General features: G+C 39.1%; 13 protein-coding genes and 1 pseudogene. 9 read left to right on the top strand and 5 right to left on the bottom strand.

Going from position 1 to position 18,865, the window contains the following annotated elements; translation table 11 throughout:
• Positions 1-6: 6 nt before the first annotated feature.
• The 6 genes and pseudogenes from BLQ13_RS09485 to BLQ13_RS09465 all read left to right on the top strand — a co-directional run bounded on the left by BLQ13_RS09485 (position 7) and on the right by BLQ13_RS09465 (position 8,950).
• Complete coding sequence (locus tag BLQ13_RS09485) at positions 7-2,094, top strand: hypothetical protein (protein ID WP_090918516.1); 2,088 nt, start codon at positions 7-9, stop codon at positions 2,092-2,094.
• Positions 2,095-2,173: 79 nt separating this feature from the next.
• Positions 2,174-3,202 carry a TniB family NTP-binding protein gene (locus BLQ13_RS09480; protein ID WP_244159267.1) on the top strand — a complete coding sequence of 343 codons (1,029 nt, stop codon included), beginning with the start codon at positions 2,174-2,176 and terminating at the stop codon, positions 3,200-3,202.
• Between the two features lie 13 nt (positions 3,203-3,215).
• Positions 3,216-3,578, top strand: a pseudogene (locus BLQ13_RS29150) (TniQ family protein); the annotation flags it as partial.
• Between the two features lie 84 nt (positions 3,579-3,662).
• Positions 3,663-4,190 carry a hypothetical protein gene (locus BLQ13_RS28785; protein ID WP_244159266.1) on the top strand — a complete coding sequence of 176 codons (528 nt, stop codon included), beginning with the start codon at positions 3,663-3,665 and terminating at the stop codon, positions 4,188-4,190.
• Positions 4,187-5,011 (top strand): site-specific integrase, encoded by an 825-nt coding sequence (locus BLQ13_RS09470; protein ID WP_090918512.1) that lies wholly within the window; start codon positions 4,187-4,189, stop codon positions 5,009-5,011. The genes BLQ13_RS28785 and BLQ13_RS09470 overlap by 4 nt, the downstream gene beginning before the upstream one ends.
• A gap of 177 nt (positions 5,012-5,188) precedes the next feature.
• The gene (locus BLQ13_RS09465; protein WP_090918509.1) at positions 5,189-8,950 is read left to right on the top strand and encodes a hypothetical protein; all 3,762 of its coding nucleotides are present in this window, start codon (positions 5,189-5,191) and stop codon (positions 8,948-8,950) included.
• 780 nt (positions 8,951-9,730) lie between these two features.
• Here the strand turns inward: BLQ13_RS09465 and BLQ13_RS09460 are convergent.
• The 4 genes from BLQ13_RS09460 to BLQ13_RS09445 all read right to left on the bottom strand — a co-directional run bounded on the left by BLQ13_RS09460 (position 9,731) and on the right by BLQ13_RS09445 (position 15,058).
• Positions 9,731-11,149 carry an MDR family MFS transporter gene (locus BLQ13_RS09460; RefSeq protein WP_090918507.1) on the bottom strand — a complete coding sequence of 473 codons (1,419 nt, stop codon included), beginning with the start codon at positions 11,147-11,149 and terminating at the stop codon, positions 9,731-9,733.
• Positions 11,150-11,299: 150 nt separating this feature from the next.
• Positions 11,300-11,770 carry a MarR family transcriptional regulator gene (locus tag BLQ13_RS09455; protein ID WP_090918505.1) on the bottom strand — a complete coding sequence of 157 codons (471 nt, stop codon included), beginning with the start codon at positions 11,768-11,770 and terminating at the stop codon, positions 11,300-11,302.
• Between the two features lie 323 nt (positions 11,771-12,093).
• Entirely contained in the window at positions 12,094-13,800 is a 1,707-nt protein-coding gene (locus BLQ13_RS09450) for a CocE/NonD family hydrolase (protein ID WP_090918502.1), read from the bottom strand.
• A gap of 25 nt (positions 13,801-13,825) precedes the next feature.
• Entirely contained in the window at positions 13,826-15,058 is a 1,233-nt protein-coding gene (locus BLQ13_RS09445; RefSeq protein WP_090918500.1) for an MFS transporter, read from the bottom strand.
• Between the two features lie 200 nt (positions 15,059-15,258).
• Between BLQ13_RS09445 and BLQ13_RS09440 the strand changes: the two genes are divergently transcribed.
• The 3 genes from BLQ13_RS09440 (at position 15,259) to BLQ13_RS09430 (ending at position 18,440) form a co-directional block, all read left to right on the top strand.
• Complete coding sequence (locus BLQ13_RS09440) at positions 15,259-16,008, top strand: IclR family transcriptional regulator (protein ID WP_167375697.1); 750 nt, start codon at positions 15,259-15,261, stop codon at positions 16,006-16,008.
• 140 nt (positions 16,009-16,148) lie between these two features.
• On the top strand, positions 16,149-17,012 hold the full coding sequence (locus BLQ13_RS09435) for a DUF421 domain-containing protein (RefSeq protein ID WP_090918497.1): 864 nt from the start codon (positions 16,149-16,151) through the stop codon (positions 17,010-17,012).
• Positions 17,013-17,216: 204 nt separating this feature from the next.
• Entirely contained in the window at positions 17,217-18,440 is a 1,224-nt protein-coding gene (locus BLQ13_RS09430; protein WP_090918495.1) for a TraB/GumN family protein, read from the top strand.
• 198 nt (positions 18,441-18,638) lie between these two features.
• Here the strand turns inward: BLQ13_RS09430 and BLQ13_RS28655 are convergent.
• Positions 18,639-18,865 (bottom strand): hypothetical protein (locus BLQ13_RS28655; RefSeq protein WP_208606764.1); only part of this gene is annotated, 227 nt, incomplete at its 5' end.

Here is an 18,865-nt window from a genome sequence, read left to right as displayed (position 1 = left end):
ACCTGAATGTTTACTCATTTTACGTATGGTACTCGTTTTCGTATTGGATCAACAGAGTATGAGTATCTCGCACAAAGAGAAAGTGATGTTGAAGTTTTAAATATAACGATTGGTGAAAAAGAGCTGCTGCCGATGCAGGAAATATTGGTTGCCTACAACTCTAAAGATCCTAAATCAAGACTGATATTTTCCGAATATACTAGTGAACAACTAGTCATAGATTATGTTCCGGAAGATTATACAGAGAGTGAACTCAAAATCATGAACATACGTTATCAAGCGATTGAACCCTATATCAAAGGAGAACTGAAAAATTCTGATTTTAAATCTTATATTGAGAATTTTCCATCTGAATTAAAGCGAATTCAAAAGTTATCTGAAGCCTCAATCTATCGTTGGGCTAAATTATGGTCCAAGAGAAATAATAAAATAGATCTAATTCCAAAAAGAACAGGGCCGAAAAGTAAACGTATCGATGATGATGAACTCTCAGAAATATATAAAATTATAAATAAATATGAAAAAAAATCAGAGACATTCACTGTTCGTGATCAGTACATGGATTTGAAAAGTATCGTTGAAGATATAAATATGATGAGGGAAGAGAAAGATAAACTCAAGTTGTCATCTGAATCTACTTTCCGACGAATTTACAAGCAACATGTGAATACACTTTTACGAGATAAAGAACTCATGGGACATGCAAATGCCATGCTCAAACATAAAGGAGTTCAGACCCCACAACGGGCAACGTTGCCACTGGAAGAACTTGAAATCGATTGGACACCGGTTGATTGTCTAATTAAAGATTTTGAAAATAATGAAGCGTTTCGTCCAGTACTGATGTTTGGAATAGATCAAGCTACGAATGAGCCTATGGGGCTCCATATCATCATGAAGAAGGAGCCTGATGTAGGAGATTTTTTGCAACTGCTGTTAAATTGTATTCTGCCTAAAACTTATCTTAAAGAGTTGTACCCTCGAGTACAAAAGGAATGGTCAGCATATGGCGTACCACAAACTATTGTTTTGGATAATGCAAAAGTGAATGAATCAAGGAACTTAGAAGAAATATGTAGTTTTTTAGGTATAGGCGTGAGATATACAGGCATTGGTGCTGGTAATCAGAAAGGGAAGGTGGAGCAAGCACTGGGGAATATTAACCATAAGGCATTTCAGGGCCTGTCAGGAAGTATGTTTTCTAATCCCCAAGAAAAGGGAGCGTATGATTCCAAAGCAAAAGCAACGGTAAGTTTGACGAGTTTACTTCATATTGCTCATATCACCATCGTAGATAGAATTGCTAATAATTTTAATCGAGGTGAGAACATCCAGGGAGTGCCAGAACAATTGTGGAAACAAGGGCTCTTGGAGAATCATATTCATCCGTCAATACCTTATAGCCGGGAGTATTTAGAATTGCTGTTCTCTACAAAAACTGCAATTCGCGTGATTAGCCCAAGAGGAATAAAACTCATGGGGCATTTTTTTTACAGTGAAGAACTTAATAAATTAAGAAGAGATTTAGATAAAAACGGAAAAAGTATAAAGGTTATGGTTCGTTTTGGTTCAGATATGAGAACTATTTACATTCGGGACGAAGGGAACAATCGCTATGTTCAGGCTGATATTAAAGATGGAGGCTTGGGGCGATTAAATATTGATAAGAATTACCCCATCCTTCCTGAAGTACTCGAATATTGGGATAACAAGCATCATAGTGAGTTGAATGCTTTTGATAATACGCATGTGGGTAAAGCTATACGTGAAATAGAAGAGATACAAGAGGAAGATAAAAAGTTAAATCGTAACCTTAAAAAGCAAAAGGCGAAAATGGAGGCGTCTAAACACTTAGTGATCAGTGCTTCAAAGGGAGTTTCTGCTAAACATCTAAGGTTACCTGAAAATACAATCATAAGTGATATTTCCGATAATGATCCGTCTAAAAGCGTGACCGCAGAGAAAACAGATAGTGAGGAAATGGAAAACCACTCAGTTATACCTCCTAAGCCTGGAGAGTTATGCATCGAAGAAATAGATTTAGAGGCGGTAGCCAGAACATGGGGAATTGGTAAACGAAGCAAGAGTCAGTGAAACAAATCGAAGTCGCGATCTATAGTTGATTAATATGTCGTAAAAGGCGGGATTTTATTTTAGTGAGGGGAAGTGGTTAATGATGTTTAAAGCTTTAATGGGACAGCGTGCAGACATGCGGGAGTTAAACATTAGGAAGGAACGTACTAAAGAGATTATTATTCATCACCCTCAATATTCGGAAATTTTAAATGAATTAGAGATGATGCTGTATTTCTCTGAAGACTCTGTGAATCCTGAAGGGGCATTTGTCTATGGAAGCACTGGAGTAGGGAAAAGTACATTGGCTAAAGAATTTAGGGACAGGTATCCAAAAGAAATCATTGTAGAGGATAATCGAGAGTTTACGCATATTCCAGTGCTATACGTTATTGTACCGCCTAAAGCAACAAACCGCACGTTAGCATCGAAAATTTTAGAGGAAATGGGAGATCCTCTACATTACAAGGGAACAGAAGCACTTTTGACAAGTCGCATTCATAACTATGTGAAAAAATTAGGAATTAAGATGATAATTCTTGATGAATTGCAACATTTAATTGATGCAGATACTGACCATGTCCTTAAAACGGCTTCTAATTGGGTTAAAACTTTTACAGAAGAGGTAGGAATTGCGGTAGTGCTAAGCGGGATCACAGAATCTTTTAAAGTGTTTTTAGCTAATCCACAGTTAGATCGTAGATACTGCAACAAAATAGAACTCCTACCATTCTCCTATGGAACAGTAGAAGAAATTTTAAACTTCAGAACGTTTTTAAAGAAGATTGATAGTGAATTGCCTTTTTCAGAGTCATCTAATTTAGCTGATCCAAATCTGTCTAGCAAAATATATTATGTATCAAAGGGGATCCCATTTTATGTGATGAAGCTTTTGGAAGAAGCCACGGTGAGTGCAGCTCTGAATGGAGCAGATTCGATCCGTGAAATAGATCTCGCAAAAGCACTCACCAAAATAAAGCAAGTAGGTCGACCTTTTGTCAGCAACCCATTTTCAAACGAGGAGTTTGACCTTGAGTCGGTTATAAAGCGAGAAGATGATCTTGAAACGAAATATAAAGTAGAACTCATAGAGAAGGGGAAGAAGGGAAAAAAGGGAAAGAAACAATGAAGGAGAGGTTGTTATGCGCATACTGCACTTACCTCATCCAGAGACTAATGAAACACTCGAAAGTTACCTCAGTAGAATACTAAAAGATAACTGTTATTCAAGTGTTAGTGATCTAAATGTTTTGTTTAAACTGAAGGATGGAATCCAAGCGACGATATATCCCTCACAAAAACAATTCTTAAAACAAAAGTTGTCCTCCTCATTTACAAAAGGATTATGGAGAGATGATGAAACAATAGAATGGGTACTAAGCAATAAATATCTAAGAAGATTTTTATTCACATCGTGTCATACAAAAGTTTGTCCTGAATGTTTATACGAGAAAATGTATTATAGATGTGTCTGGAGATGTACAGGGTACACTACGTGTCATATTCATAATTGTATGATGCAATCTAAGTGTCTATGTGGACGCAAAATTATATGCTTATCTCCTAGACCCGGGATATGTATATGTGATATGGAACTGGACAAGTTGCCACGCGATATGATTGAACAATCAAAGGTGAATCACAATGTTTTCTTTCAGGCGATGTTCGATGAAAATAACAAGGGATGGAACGATAAAAACATCCTATCGACGTTTCAAAATCATGAAGACATAGAGTTACTTTTCAAATTGGTGAATATAGATTATCAAAATAAGGGTCAATCCTCTCTTATAAAGAGTTATTTCATTAATGAGAAGGCGCTGAGACTCTCCTTAGAGAAAGTGTATTCTTCCCTCTCAGAGTCAGATGGGAAATTAAATGAATTACTTGGTATGTTGGACAAATCTATTTTTAGTGACAGGCTAATCAAATTAAAAGACGAACTTGCATTAGAGTGTTTCAGTTCGATCAGAGATGAGATTGATTTATATCTAATAGGAAAGAATCAAAAGGGGCAACTACAAGATTCTAACTTTCTAGGTAAAATCGCTAAATCATTTTCGATTGCTTCATCTCATTTGATGAGTAAAGTAGGAGTAGAGGAGGGAGAAAAATGAAATCAAATCTAGATATGGACAAACTGAATAAAATACTTAACCAGATTGCAGATGCACAAGGTAAGAAGGTTATTTATCAATTGTCGGCCTCATCTAATAAATATTACGAAACTGACAATCGTATGTATCAAGAGTGGTGTATGGTTCATGGGTATAACGCCTATCCTTCCAAGGAGGAAGAATTAGCTGTTTATGTAGCGACTCTAATTTTGGAAGGGTATAAATCGAGTACTGTTATTCGAAAAATTGCTGCTATAAGATATGCTCATCTTGCACAAGGCTATCTTGTTCCAAATACTAAAATGATTTATTCCATCATTAATGGATCAAAAGAAGCACTGAAAACGGATAGAACAAGCAAAAAGAAGTTGAATAAACGAGACTTCAATTCGATGTTAGACGCAACACCTGATAGTTTGAAGGGAATTCGTGATAAAGCTCTGTTGCTTTTAAAATATCATAGCAAGATGTTAAGAGAAGAAATAGTCGCAATTAACGTAGAAGATCTTGATTTTTCCAATGAGGAGAATTACGTCAGAATTCGCTATAGACGGCAAAGTGGAGGAATTAAACGTTTTGGTTATGATAAAAATGAATATGTCATTCTGAAGATGCAAAAAGAGAACTGTCCTGTATCAGCTCTAAGGGAATGGTTAGTAACTTCAGGGATACTTTTAGGAGCATTATTTCGCCCAATTAATAAAGGTGGAAATATTATTAATTCTAGACTAACTGGAAAAGCAGTGGCACTTATTGTTAAAGAATATGCAAAAAAAATAGGGCTAGATGAGAAATTGTATTCTAGTAGTAGCTTGAAATAAGAAAATTAGAGTGTGTATTCGTGTACTTAAGGATACCTTGACAGAAGTTATACTACGGCGGGAGGGAACGACTAAGGGTCAACGCCAAAATTGGAAGATGGATGTGACCAAAAAATATTTCTGCATAATAACAGCAAAGGATAGCTGAATGTATATACACATAAGGAGGAATAATTTGTGCACTCTAAATTACTTGTTGATGCAACTGATCTAGTCCAATGGGCAGATAGACGTGACTCTCAGTCTGTACTGCCTCAGCTTATTCGGAGTTTAATACTCTCAAGTAGCGACCGTATTGAAAAAATTAGTTTTGCTGCAGGTGAAGGCGTAAGCCTAGGAGGTTGGGATGGGGTTACTGTTGCCGAAGAAGGTGACAGTTTCGTCCCAAAAGGTACTACAGTGTGGGAAATGGGTGTAAACAGATCTGTCAAAGGGAAAGCAGATGACGATTATATGAAACGATGTCAGAATCCTTTATATATGACTCCCGACGAAACCACATATATTTTTATCACACCGAGGCGATGGAGGGATAAAGACACATGGACTATAGAAAGGAAGAAGGATGGGGTTTGGAAGGATGTACTAGTTTATGATGCAGATGATATCGAAACTTGGTTAAGCCAAAATCCTACTGTCCATGTGTGGCTATCTGTACTTTTAGGTAAACACCCCCAAAATTGTATTGATTTAAGTAGTTATTGGACAGATTGGTCAGAAGAAACCCAACCAACCATCTCACCAGAAATGGTGTTAGCAGGACGTGAAAATATTAAAGAGGAAATATCGAAGTGGCTTCGAAGTGCAAATTCTCCACTAAAAATACAAGCAGAAACACGTGACGAAGCTATAGCAGTATTTGCTGCTTCAATTAGTCTGCTTCCCCCATTAGATAAGGATTTCAATCTATCTAAAGCTATAGTCGTTAATAATATTGAAGCTTGGACCTATCTTTCATCGTCTCAAAATAATTTAATATTAATTCCTGCATTTGACTCTGAAAGTTTGAGTCGTGCAATTAGGAATGGGCATAACGTTATGATACCTTTGGGACGTTCAGATAGCACTACGGAAGGCGCTATACAGATCCCACGCCTTTCACGTGATAGAGTGACATCCATTCTGATCGACATGGGATTAAATAAGCACGAGTCACGTGACCTTGGACTTTTAGCTCGAAGAGGACTTACTATATTTCGTCGACGAACAGCAATTAGTCCGGAAATTAGGCAGCCTTTATGGGCTCGGCCAGGTGAAGCGCGACCCTTAATTCCACTTTTATTAGCAGGTGCTTGGAACGAAACAAGGGATGGTGATAAAGAGAGTCTTAGTGAGTTAGCGCAATGTCCATATGATGAACTTAATGGAGTACTAGTAAGATGGGCAAATGAATCCGACCCTCCTATTCGTCATATTGGTCATGCATGGTACATAATTTCAAAGGAGGATGCATGGTCTCTCTTGATACGCTATGTTACCCCAGTAGATTTGGAAAAGTTCAAATCTGTAGCTCTTAAGGTGCTTAGCACAACTGACCCTAAGTTTGAACTGCCTTATAAAAAACAGTGGTTGGCCCAGGTGAGCGGTTATACCTCTAATTATTCAGGGCTTTTCATCAAAAATATAGCAGATTCACTAGCATTCATGGGAGCGAAAGAGGGCAATGATAATCTTGATCTATCATTAAGAGATCATGCCTCTAATATAATCTATGAATTATTTAGTATATCAAAGGGACGTTGGCAAGTGTGGTCTACATTATGCCCTGTTCTACCACTTCTTGCTGAAGCAGCTCCAGAACAGTTTATTCAAGCAATTGAAGAAGAAATTAGTAATGAAGAGGTAATTTTAAAGCTTTTCAATGATCAAGAAGATACTATATTTGGTTCTTCTCCACATACTGGTTTACTTTGGGCACTGGAGGTTCTTGCTTGGAACCCAGAATACCTTGGGAGGGTCTCATTATCATTAGCTAATCTAAGTAGAATGGACCCTGGTGGGAAACTACAAAATAGACCTAAAAATAGTCTGCGTGAAATATTTTTGACTTGGAATCCCCAAACGACCGCTTCCATTGAGCAACGTCTTCAAATTCTAAATATGCTTATACAAAGGGAACCACAGGTAACGTGGGAATTACTATGTGAGTTGCTACCACAGTTTCATGGGATTTCGCATAATACAGCGAAGCCGAAATGGAGAGAGTGGGCACCGGACCATACCAGGGGTGTTCTAAGATCGGAATATGACAGAGTGACTCATGAAATTATGGCCATTTTATTGGCGGAAGTAGGCCATTCTGGTGAACGTTGGAATGAAATCATTCAATCTTTAGCAATGCTTCCTTTAGAAGACTTGGAAATTGTATTAATTAAACTTGATAGATTAGGCGATACAGACATTAATTCTAAGGATAAGGCACTCATTTGGAACTCACTCAGAAAAGAATTATCAAGACATCGTTCTTTTCCAGATGCAGACTGGGCTCTTAATGAGAGTGAAGTAGACCGATTAGAAGAAATCTTCAGAAAATTCGAACCATTCGAAATATCCTCTCGTTATAGTTGGCTCTTTAGTAATTGGCCTGAGTTGCCAGAAGGGCGTAAAGGGGATTGGGAAGAACGTGAGCGAAAACTTCATGAAGTAAGAACATTCGCATTGTCTAGGATCTATGAGGAAGAAGGAATTAAGGGAATAATGCATCTGTTAGAAAATGTTGAGCAACCATATCATTTAGGTTCAACGCTTGGAGAACTCCGGTTGGCTGTTAAGGAAGAGGATGAATTTCTTCAAAACTATCTAGACTCTCCTGATAACAAACTGGCTCAATTCGCTCGTGGATATATATTTGGTAGTACTAGGTGTCTTGGGAGTGGATGGGTGATTGAAAAGTTGAAAATCGCAAGTGGTTGGGGGACGAACAAACAAGCAGAGATTTTAATTTTCCTACCGGTTAATAGAAGCACTTGGGATTTATTTTTAAAATTAGGTGACGAGGTTGAAAGAAGGTACTGGTCATTAGTTTCACCAATTTCTATAAACGTAGAAGACTTGGAAATAGCCGTTGATAAGTATTTGCACTATGAATTAACTCTTTCAGCAATTGACTTATTGGCTCTACAAAAATCCTTTGCTAAACCAAAGCAAATAGCTGAAGTCTTGACAAAATTACTCACTACAAGTACAAAAGACAATTTTCCATCTAACTGGTCACCTTACCACATTTCTGAGTTGTTTAGTAAACTTGAGGATTGTCAAGAAATTGAGGAGACAGAAATAGCTTCCTTGGAATGGGCATACCTCCCTATACTTGACCGATATAATCATGCTCCCAAGTTTCTTCATCGCGAATTATCCCGTAATCCTGTTTTTTTTGCCGAAGTAATATCAATGGTGTATAACGCAGAAAGTGGCGAGTTGAAAGAACCAACCTTCGAAGAACGTCAACGTGTATCTCAAGGCGAGGATCTTTTGAAATCATGGAGTACATTACCAGGTTTAAGAGAAGATAATGGTATTGATAAACGGGAGTTACTTGATTGGGTAAATAAATCGCTTCAAGCAACTCTTGATTCAGGACGAGGTAAGTATGGAGCTATGTATATTGGAGAGATCTTAAGTGCATCTGTTATGGGGGAGGATGGCGGTTGGCCTCACGAAGCTGTCCGAGATGTAATAGAACAATTTAGCAATACTAGCATCGATAGAGCATTCACTAGTGGTGTATACAACAGAAGGGGATTCGTAACTAAACAAGTAAATGAGGGAGGGTTACAGGAAAGGAAACTTGCTGAAAGATACAATAACTATGCGAATATTTCTGGTGTCCGTTGGCCAAGAACAACTGCGCTACTTCGTTCCATTGCTAACAGGTATAACAGAGAGGCTCAACAAGAAGATATAAGTGCTGAATTAAGAGAAGATTTAGATCATTTATAATACGAAAACAATTATTTTTTTGATGAATATCTCTTATTCCTAGAACAGAATACTTATCTTTGTTGGTACGATTTCTTATCTATCAACGTTCTTCACTTTATTGAAATTAAACAAACCTTAGCACATTTTGGAGGCAACTAATAAAAATTAGTCGTCTTAAATACTAAAATGTTACGGATGCAGGGAGAGTTAATCGACTTCTAATATACTTTACAAAGTGCAATTGCTTATTAGAGTAAAATGAAGTGTAGCTCGAAAGCTTTATACTTGCACAGAGTATATAAAAGAGAATGATAAAATTAATAAAACTATTGATTTATCACATTGATCCGATATGTGCTTCTTTTAAAACCTTATAAAGTTAGAGATTAGTCTTTTATGTTGAAATTTTTTAGAGTATTTAACTGGAAGTTAATATACACTAACATGTATAAATAAACAAAATGATTATTGTGTTTCTTTCACTAATTGTGGAAATCAACTTTTTCACAATTCGTTTTGCTCCTGAAATGTGAAAATTCTCTTTGATTTATGAGGCTCTATGCCGTTGGTTTTTCACTAATTATGATAACGAGCAGTTATTTTTCTCATAAATTATGAAAATGCATAGCAATTTCTTTCACTAATTATGACAACGCACAATGTTATGTTGTGCGTTGTCATAATTAGAAGTAGATCATGGCCTCCTGATGTTCAGGTGGCCATGATTCCTTTTTCGGATAAAGATGGAGTTGTTGGTCTGGATTCGTTTTAACGTTGGATAAAAGAATGGGTGCTACTCTACAATGGGTGCACCTTCTTTTTATTCGTAAGAAACAGGCCGGGGATAAAGATCAGTGCCAGAATGATCGCGGCTATAAGAAAACCGATATGGTACGCCTGCAATTGATTTGCAATGGATGGATGCAAACCTTGTATAGCTGTTGCAACAGCCGTCGCAATAATGGCTGAGCCGAAGCTTGAACCGAGGTTTTCAATGATATTTATTCCAACACCCGCCTCCGGAAGTTGCTTGTTGCCCAGTCCATTGTAGGCTTCGCTCATTAGTGGAAGACTAATGCCCCCAACGCTGGCACCGCGAATAAATAAGATTACTGAAATCCAGATCATACTTGTATGATCTGTGATGAAGATAAAAGGAATGGATCCAATAAGAGAAAGAAAAAGACTGACGATCAGCACATATTTTGCACCAATGCTGTCGATCATTTTTCCAATGAAAGGCCGAGTAATCAGCATACCAACGCCTTGAGGAATGAGTGCAACTGCTGTTTCAATGGCTGTGAAGTGTCGAAAGGTTTGAAAGAACAGAGGGAGTATTAACAACGGACCCATGATGGCGATATTCGCGAAGAATAGCCCGGCACTTGAGGCTGCAAAGTTCTTATGGGTGAACAAATTCAGGGGCAGAACGGTTTGATTCATTTTAATACGATTATAAACGGGATATAAGAGAGCGGAAGCGAGGCCTATCCCTATCCACAAGATGGTCTCCTGATTGTTGAAAGTGGCATAATCCGCTGCTTTGGTGATTCCGTATATTAAAGCTATGCTCATAATGGATAAAACGATAATTCCAAATAGATCGAGCTTGCTCTCTTTGTTAAAAGGCTCGTAGTTTGGAATCTTTCTGATCATTAATGGTGCAGAAATCAATACAACGAACACGTTAATGAAAAAGATCCACGGCCAAGATGCGACTTGAACAATGAACCCTCCGAGGATGGGTCCCAAAATAGGACCAAAGATCATAGGAGTGCTTACAATCGCCATGACTCTGCCTAAGTACTCTTGTCCGGTTGTCTTAACCAAGAGGGTGAACATGAGGGTGGTAATGACTCCGGCACTAAATCCCTGAAGCAAACGGAAGAAGATAAAACTGGATATATCCCAGCTAACACCTATTAGTAAAGAGATTACGCCAAAAGCAATGACCGCTCCAATGAAGACCTTTTTGCTATTAAATTGATTCATAAGCCAACCAGATACCGGAACTGCAATCGCAAGGGCTAAAATATATCCTGTAATGGCCCATTGAATGGTGCTTAATGTGGTATGAAAATCTTTTGTGAGTTGACTTACAGCGATATTCACCATTGTAGAATCTAACATAGGAGCGATTGCTCCAAGAGCAATGGCCCAAGCGGTAATCAGGATATGTCTAGGTATGCCGGTTTCTTTTACTTTGTTTGTACGCATATTACACTCCTTTAATCAATATTGTTTCCTCTTCAACTAAAAGTTTATCTACATTTTGTTTCCTTGTCAACAATAAAAAAGGTGTAAAAAAAGCATCCTTATCTCTTTAGAGAAGGTTGCTCTTGGTTTTATTCTTAATTTATAGTTGTTTCACTTCATTATATCTAAACCTTGTTTCTTTATTTCAGTGTCCAAATGTTTACTGTACAGTTCAATGAAGTCCAGCATGTGATCGAATTGTTCTTCCGTTACATGCTTGAATACGGATTCATCTCTTTCCTGAAACTCTTTATGCAGTTTCTCGTGAATATCAAATACGACTCTGCCTTGCTGGGTGAGTTTAAAAAAGACTTCTTTCTTGTTATTCGTTTTCTGATAGTCTTTGATCAGGCCTTTTTCAATGAGTTTTTTCGTTAATTTACTTATAGCGCCCTTGGTCATATACATGGACTCCGCCAGCTTGGTTACATTGGAATCTACATTTTTCTCTATAAATTCAATGCAATGGACTTCAGAAGGCTTGTACCCTTGAAGACTGCTTTCCATCTTCGATTTATTAATCCAGACTAACTTGTTAAATAAGTCCCTGAAATTCAGCATAACCTGTTCTTGCTTGTTCATGGTTAGTCACCCCATACGAGTAATATGATAAAGTGAGACAGAACATAGAAGCACCATCTTACATAGTAGTACGTGAATTAATATCACTGACAACGTTTATCTCCTACGATAAACTATAACCTTTTATAAGGTGAAATCAAATGATGGGATTCTGGGAGTCATAATTAGTGAATGTATTTTCAAAATGGATGGGACATGTAACTGAAATAGGTGCCACTCGGCAATGGAGTGGCACCTATTTATCTTTGATTCGATGAATTGATCCGATCAATTAAAGCAAGCACGATTTGCTAACTAGACTGCATTCCTTTTAAAAATACAATCTATTTAGGGAATTCAATGTAACTACAATAGTTAGAGCCTGTATATAGGGTCTGAGCTGCAATCTTGTATTTGGATGTGGAAGCCCAAGGTTCTTTCACATTGGAATGTACATGGTAAGCAGGAAAATTAGAAGAAGATACTTCTGCTCGAATAAAAGAACCTTTTTGCAGTTCCCACGCTGTTGGCCACATCTCTATAATGACCTGTGCAGGTTGGTTGGGTGTATAATCAACGGGTTGATCAATGTTATTCCGATATCTCAGAGAAGTTATGCCATCGACGATATTAAAACTTTGACCATCCGGAAATACCTCGCAGATCTTCACACTAAAGGCCGTATCCTCCGCATCTGTACTAACCTCTAAGCACACTTTAATACCGCCTGTTATTTGTGTATTTTCATCCAGTACAGCAGAGTCAAACCTCAGGACATCTTGGCGATCAGAAAAGTCAGGTTGGGCCAAACTACCATGTGGTGCACCCTTAAACGAAGGCATGATCCATGCGAGTAAGGCACTTCCTCCATGGGTAGGTACGGGGGAGGAAGGATCGTATACATACTTCACTGTTGACGGTTGCGATGGCTTGTCGGTTAGTTGCTGTTCAGGATTATTTGAAAAGTACAAACGCCAGGTTGTATCCTGATCCGTTATGGACTGACGTTCTTCCCACCGAGAAGCTCCAATACGATAAAAGGAAATCGGGCTGAATGTGCCAGGATTCCCTTTTAGATGTATATCAAACCATTCCAAGGCCGCTTTTATTCGAAAAGCTCCCAGAAGGTTAGCATCAGGATACGTTCGTTCACCTGGTGAATTCCCGACATGATCCCAAGGGCCGACTACAAATCTGCTTTTACGTTTTACATGATCTTGAAGCAGGTTGTAGCCTTTGAAGGCTCCCTTCAGATGATGGTCAAACCATCCCTCCACCATAAACACTGGAATATTGATCTTGGAAGGAATATTTAACAGCTCTGCCCATATTCCTTCCTGCCAGTATTTTGATTCACGGCTCGTCTCTGAAATATAACTTTGGTAGAAGGGGAGGGTACAGCCCAAAAGTTTCTCGTCTGCTTGGTTATGAGGCAGAATGCTGAGAGAGTCTTGATACAGCTCGCCTGCATCGGTCGTCGTTTCCACTCCAGAATTCGCAAACGCCCAGGACGTATATATGTCATGCCGAAACATACCGTTCATATACATCTGTCCGTAGCGATCCACTCCAAAAAGATCTAGAAATACGGTTTTGACTTCTTTAGGCAACGAATCAGCGATAATCCAGGTTGTAAATGAACAGTACGATTGGCCGAAGAGTGCAATGTTTCCATTTTGGAAAGATTGCTGGACTAGCCATTCCAATGTATCAATGCCATCTTCACGTTCATTCACAAAGGGAGACCACTCCCCTTCGGAAAGTCCTGTTCCTCTACAGGATTGAATAACTAGAACATAACCATGCCTGACGAATTGTGTATAGGTTGCTTCAAGCAAGTCTTGGTTATTGGGATAGGGATTACGTACGAGAATGCATGGCCAAGAATCACCTTGATTAGGCCGGTAAATCCTAGTATGAAGCTGAACGCCATCTCGCATCGAAACCATGGCTTCACTCATACCGTGGATTTCATATTTGCAAGGTGGGTTTTCCTGTTCGATCGTTTTAGTTAAACCTTCCCATTGGGGATTTACTTGGAATGATCTCATTTTTTTACACCTTCTAACGAATTTATTATGTGGTCATTCTTTTTCTGAATTGAATAGCAAATGCAAGGCAAAGGAAACCAATTGTATACGCTACCACGTTCAAAATCAATGAGGCTGAGTAGGAATGGGTTTGATCAAACATCGATCCATGTATATATACAGAAACAGCATTGGCAAATGCACCGAACATGAGAATAATAGAAAGGATTTGACTATAGTCTTTCGTTCCGAAAGATCCGCGAATCAATAGAGGGATTGCAGTAAGTACGATGGCTTGTCCCATCCCGCTCAGAAATCCGGAACCATTCAAAAAGACTACATTGTTGAATACGCCTGTACTATACCATCCAGAAGCTCCAAGGAGCGTGAAAATTAGAAGGACGATGACTGGTTTAACATGATCCAGCATAAAGCCCATAAGCAGTTTACCAATGGCGGCTCCAATAAGCAGGGCGGACATCACACTTGCACCTACTTGTAAACTGAAGTTTAAGCTTTGAATAAGTGCCGGTACATGTTGTGCCAGAGAGCCAGCTGCCTGAAAACAGATAATAGCTATGATAAAGCTGTAAAAGATAGGTGTGCGGGATGCCTCTTTTATCGACAGACCGTTCGCTTCCACATTGTTGACTGCTTGATTTGATTCTGCTACTGTATGGTTCGTTTCTGCACCATAAGGAAGCAAACCGTTTTCAGGTTTGAATTTCATCAGAAGGGCCGTCGGTAAAAGCACGACAAGACATATAATGCCTACGATGATATAAGTTGTTCTCCATCCGTGTTCAAGAATTAAATGACTGATTATCGGATTAAAGAACGAGCCTCCGACAGCGGTCAGCGCACCTGTAATTCCAAACAAAATCCCCAGTTTTTTCTCGAACCAGTTACCTAGTAAAATGGGGATGGAGATGACAATGGAGATACTCTGCATGACTCCCAAGACAACTTTGATCCCGTAGAAAGGAGTGACGCTTTGAATGAATGAACATGCTATAAAACAAAGGCCGGTTATTCCGAAAGACAGACTGAGCAGCAATTTGGTATTAACCTTTTTAAACACTGTACCAGCAAATAATAAAGAAACTGCACCGGCAATTCCGCCAAAGGTTGCGTTGAGAGCGATTTCAGCACGCGTCAAATTTAAATCTGTGCTCATCCCTCCCCAGAATAAACCGGCTGTATTGATTGTTAATCCGAAACCAACGAAGGATATAATACAGCATCCCAAAAAAATGACCCAAGCATAGTGAATTTTCATATTGCCCCCCCTGATGTGTTCACACCTCTACCATTCCACTATATGGAATATCATTCAACTTAATAAGTATAATTGAATAATCATTCCGTATAATGGAATGGTGTTCTTGAATGTGGAATGGGTGTGTTGTATGATTGGAATAGTAGCATACGCTTACATTATAATCAAGATAAAGATTAACGATGAAAGGTGCCTTATTAATGACCAATAAATCTAACGTAACTTTGAAAACATTAACCATTATGAAGGCTTTCATTGATGGACAAGCGGTATGGGGAGTCAATGATCTTGCACGATATCTGGAAAGTCCACCTAGTTCCATACACCGTATTTTAAAGACATTAAAAGAAGAGAACATTTTACAGACTATCCCCGAAACGAATAAGTACACGATTGGGAATGAGTGGGTACGACTTTCATCATTTATTAGTGCTAATTTTGGATTGAAATCCGTAGCTGAACCTTACCTTAAGACCTTGTCGCATGAAGTGGGACAGTCCGTGTATTTGGCACAGTATCAAGAGCAGTATCAGAAGCTATCATTCATTTTAGGTATTCATAGTTCAAACATTCTTCAGTATCGCCTGGAGCTCGGAGTGCTTCAACCCATTCATATTGGAGCCAGCGGGAAAGCAATTTTAGCATTTTTAAAAGATGAACAGATTAGGGAAGTGTTAAATCAGGAAGGTGTGCCATTAGATGAAGCAAAGCAAATTATGGTGGAGATCGAGAGAATCAGAAGTGAGGGATACTCCTATACGTTCAGTGAACGTAAAAATGAGTCGATCGGATTCGGTGCTCCTATCTTTGATGCCGCGCACAATGTAGTTGGAAGCATTATTTTCGCAATCCCGTTGAGCCTGTATAAAGAGGAAGAGAAGAGTGTTATGATCGACAAAATTTTAGAGACATCCAAAGAAATTTCATATCATCTTGGACAAGTAAGATAAAAAAGTAGATGGTCTATCAGATTGCCAAAAAACTGAACATTCCAATGCATACAATCTGACGCGCATGTTAATTATAACCTTTAATAATGAAGTTATGTCATCCGAGGAATATGGACTTCATTCGGAAAGGAGCATGCGACGTGCCTGATTGGTTAGAAGTTATTATACGAACGATTTCTGCGGTAACTATGCTGTTTCTCATTACGAAGATTTTAGGTAAGCGGCAGATCTCTGAACTCTCCTTGTTTGAATATATAACGGGTATCACGCTTGGGAACCTGGTAGGTTACATCTCTTTGGATACCGACACAAGCTGGTATTTGGGCTTTCTTGCTGTGCTGGTGTGGGTTTCTTTCTCGGCAGGTGCAGAGTACCTAACGATGAAAAGTAAAAAGTTCCGAGATATTGTGGATGGAAAATCAACGATCCTTGTTGAAAATGGAGCTGTTATTCAGAAAAATCTGAAAAAGGAACGACTGACGATTGATGAGTTTCTGGAACAGCTTCGTAAGAAAGATGTTTTTCGGGTGGCCGATGTGGAATTTGCGGTAATGGAACAGAGCGGAGATATCAGTGTGTTATTAAAAAAGGAATATCAACCGCTCACCGCAGACATGCTGGGGTATCGTCTTTCTTCGGAAAAAGAACCGCGAACGATCATTATGGATGGTCGCATTCTACCTGAAACTTTAAATTCTGCTGCAGTGAGTGAGGAATGGGTCAAAAAAGAACTGCGTAAGCTAGATCTGACCTTAAGCCAAGTTTCGATCGGTCAGGTGGATAGTAAAGGAGAACTGACCGTGCAGACCGGAACGGAGGCTTTGCCCAAACCAGCCAAATCAAATCCAAATGATCAGATCAAAGACCTGGTACAACGATTGCAGGACGATTTGATTATGAGAAAACAACTTGCAGCGAATGACAAAGATCGTCTTAAATATCAGGAGGCGTTAGATCAATTTCAAACGGCAATGCATGCTTATCAAAAAGCGAATTCGTCATGAAAAAAGGTACATAACAAAACCGTTCGAAACCTTGGCTAAAGCCAGGTTTCTTTTTTATAAACTATAGTAATCTATGAATATTTGGAAAATTTTCTGGAACGGAACTTCACATTAGAACGTAATATAGAAGGTGAAAGTGATCTCGTTGATCTTTGTCTACATCAAAAGTGTAGAAATTAGAAGAAGAAGGGAAATACATAATATATGAAGCAATGGAAACGCGTACTCTTATCTCTTACCGTCTCAGTAGGATTGCTCGCATCAGCAGTTCCGGCAATGGCTGCTCCGCAAGACACGGCTGTTAAAATCGATAATAAAGCTGTTACATACACTGCGGGTGCACCAATTGTTGAAAAAGGAACGACTCTCGTTCCACTCCGTACAACGCTGGATGCACTTGATGCCAAACTGGCGGGTACAACCGATGACAGTATCACAGCAATCGTCAATGGCAAGACCATAACGCTGAAAAGCAAACTTGTTCGCATCAATGGTGTTACTTACGCACCAATTCGTATTGTTGGCGATGCCGCAGGGTATGAGGTTCGTTGGGATAAGGCTACAAGAACTGTGTTGCTCGTATCCAAGGGTGACGGCACGGTTGAAACCGCTCAAAACGGTGGACGCGGCTTCATGTGGGAAGTGCAGAATAACGGCAATACCGTATATCTGGTAGGGTCGATGCATGTAGCAGACAAAAGTTTTTACCCATTGCGTCCTGAATTTGAAGAGGCGTTTGCTGAAGCTGACTATCTTGGTGTAGAAATAGATCTGAGTAAAGCGGCAGACGAAGAACAACAGAAGCTGGTGTTAAGTATGGGTTCATATCAGGATGGTACAACGTTGAAGGATCATGTTTCCAGTGAGACATACAGCAAGCTTGGTGATATTTTGAAGAAAAATGGGTTAGAGCCTAATGCGCTGGATGCATTTAAGCCTTGGGTGGTGGAAACTACGCTGGGAAGTCTGAAGATGTCATCAGCTGGACTGGAAGCAGCGTCCGGTGTAGATTTGTATTTTATTCAAAAAGCGATTGAGCGTAAAATCCCTGTGATTGAACTTGAATCCTACCAGTCTCAATTAGGAATGTTCGATAATTTCTCAAAAGAATTACAGGAAAAAACATTGCGTTCCACAATCGATAACTTCGATGTCCTAGACAACTCCGCAAATCAGATGGCTGAGATGTGGAAAACAGGTAATGACGAGCAATTGCTGGAGTTGACCAACACCTTCTCCGATGATGAAGAGTATAACAAAGCGATGTTGATAGACCGCAATATCGGTATGGCCGACAAGATCGATGGTTACCTGAAAAACGGCAAAGGAGAAGAGTACTTTATCGTAGTTGGAGCAGCACACTATTTAGGGGACCACGGGGTTGTGAAGTTGCTAGAGGATAAAGGATATAAGGTAGAGCGCAAGTAAGGTGAGTACTAGGTAGGTAAGTATCTGATGGTTTAGTCATTATGATTCACCTTAGTTGTTTCAATAAAAGGAATGCACGTAGGAGCCCTTTCAGACGCTTAGTTTGAAAGGGTTTCTTTCTATGACTAGGTGTCTTTATTATCTAATGATGATTGGTCGGTTACAGTTGGTGGAGAGTGAGGGTAGTGATAGACTGTGCTAATCTTTAGCTTGATATTCATTTGGATAAAAGTGGATAACTAAATTCAATAAATAAAACTTTACAAGTGGAGCCGATACGTGGTATATTCTTATTCCGGCCAAGAAAACACGGCAAGCCATTGAAAACAAGCTTCGAAAGAAACTTAAAAAAAGAACTTGCAAAGTTGGTTCGGACATGATATTATATAAGAGTTGCTGAAACGAACTGGTTTCGGTAGCGAGAA

This window comes from Paenibacillus polysaccharolyticus, assembly GCF_900102085.1.
GTDB lineage: Bacteria > Bacillota > Bacilli > Paenibacillales > Paenibacillaceae > Paenibacillus > Paenibacillus polysaccharolyticus.
The sequence above is the reverse complement of the archived record's forward strand: the minus strand, read 5'-3'. Positions and strand labels throughout refer to the sequence as shown.